Genomic DNA, 1,671 nt, shown 5'->3' with positions numbered 1-1,671 from the left:
CGTGGCTGTTGCAGAAGTGGTCTACGGACAAGGGATTGACCTAATCAGGCTGTTTTTACCTAGTCTTTAGGAGAACCGGTCTTGGTAGAATTTGTTGGCAAAAAATGGTCAGGTAGCCTTTAAAAGCATCCATAATAGTTTTGAAAAGGCAGAGGGAGGGTTTCCTTCCTCCTTTCTTAAGGTACTTTTTCAGGTTGAAGGCAATTGCCGCCATAAGCATAACCTTATGTGCACCGGCCTTGCCGAGTACACCTATTTTTCTGAGACCGTAGAACTGGGTCAGACTACCGAACACGGGCTCCACCGTACTTTGTCTCAGCTTTTTCATTCGTTTGCCCCTTTCACTGTGCTGTCGGGCATAGGCCCTCAAGTATTGTTCATCATAGATCGTTCTGGTAATTTTTTTGCATTTGGTATTCGGTACACATTGGGATTTCATGGGACAGGCCTTGCAGTCCTTCGGTGCTGTCCAGTATCTTTTCAGTACACTACCGTCCCGGTTGGTATAGAATCCTTTGAAGGGCAGGGGCCTGTTCATTGGGCAACTGTATTCGTCCTTTTCCTTGTTGTAGGGAAAACCTTCTATCTTGGGTTTGTACTTCCCGAAAACGGGTATCCATCCGGTAACCTTCCGTTGTTCGAGAAAATCGTAATTGGAGCCATTGGAATAACCTGCGTCCGCCAGCAGATCCGTCATTATCAGCTCGTTTTTCCTTAAACGGTTCTGGACCTTTAGGCCGACATCGGTCAGGTACTGGCTGTCCCTGCCGTCGGCAAAGTCAGCTTGGATATGCGAGATCACGCCTTCCGCGGTATCCACCGCCATACTACAGTGGTAGTTCAGCTTTCTGGCCTTGCCCGGCTTAACCGATATACGGGCATCCGGATCATGAGGGTTGTAGTGTGTCTTGTTGCTTAACAGGCGTGCCTTCTTGTGGGACGCGCCGACCAGGCGTACCGGACTGTCCCTCAGATTTTGGTGGTGCTTCTCCACGCGCTTCAGCTCATGCTCGGGAGCGGAGATTTGTACGGGGGATATGGTTCCCCCGTGCTTTTTCGTAGTTTCCCGATTTTCTTCCGACACTTTTTTCAAGTGGTCCTCCATGGGGGTGGCCGGCATTTTCGGCACTACGCTCTCCATGGATGCGTTTGCCTTTATCGGGGCCGAATCCACCGCCTGGGTATGGCCGGATACCATCCCGCTATCGACACATAGGGCAAATACCTTGTTGAACAATTTCTCGAAAAGGGATGCCGGGTAAAGTTGCCTCGTCCTACTGATAGTTGAATGCCACGGCAGATCCTCGTCTATGTCGAAACCCAGAAAGTACAGTATGTCCATTCGCATGCAGCAATGTTCCACCAGTTTTCGGTCGGAGGTGATGTTCTCCAGGTATCCCGTGAGCAGTAGCTTAAAAAAGACTACAGGGTCGATCGAAGGGTTGCCGGTCCTGCCATAAAGTTCTTTCGTGTCCTTATAAAGAAAACTTAGATCAAGCGTTTCGCGCAGCCTTCTGTATAGATTTTCCTTTGGAATCCGGTCCGATAACTGGAAGCTGAGGAAGAGTTTTTCAGTATAATTCTTTTTGCCTTGCATACCTTTAATTTACGGATTTCCGCACATTTATAAAAGCAAAAATTGATGTTTATTGGAGTTCTGCAACAGCCACG

General features: G+C 48.6%; 1 protein-coding gene. It reads right to left on the bottom strand.

Translation table 11 applies throughout. The features are described 5' to 3' along the window. Positions 1 to 55 precede the first annotated feature (55 nt). The gene (locus tag CWD90_RS22875) at positions 56 to 1,597 is read right to left on the bottom strand and encodes an IS1182 family transposase (RefSeq protein ID WP_103478365.1); all 1,542 of its coding nucleotides are present in this window, start codon (positions 1,595 to 1,597) and stop codon (positions 56 to 58) included. Positions 1,598 to 1,671 lie beyond the last annotated feature (74 nt).

Origin of the sequence: Arenibacter catalasegens (genome assembly GCF_002909235.1) — a bacterium.
Taxonomy (GTDB): Bacteria; Bacteroidota; Bacteroidia; order Flavobacteriales; family Flavobacteriaceae; genus Arenibacter; species Arenibacter catalasegens.
Note: the sequence above shows the minus strand (reverse complement) of the source record. Positions and strands in the feature narration are given on the sequence as shown.

Excerpts from the sequence above, each read along its gene's own strand:
- CWD90_RS22875 (WP_103478365.1), bottom strand. The coding sequence starts at position 1,597 with ATGCAAGGCAAAAAGAATTATACTGAAAAACTCTTCCTCAGCTTCCAG.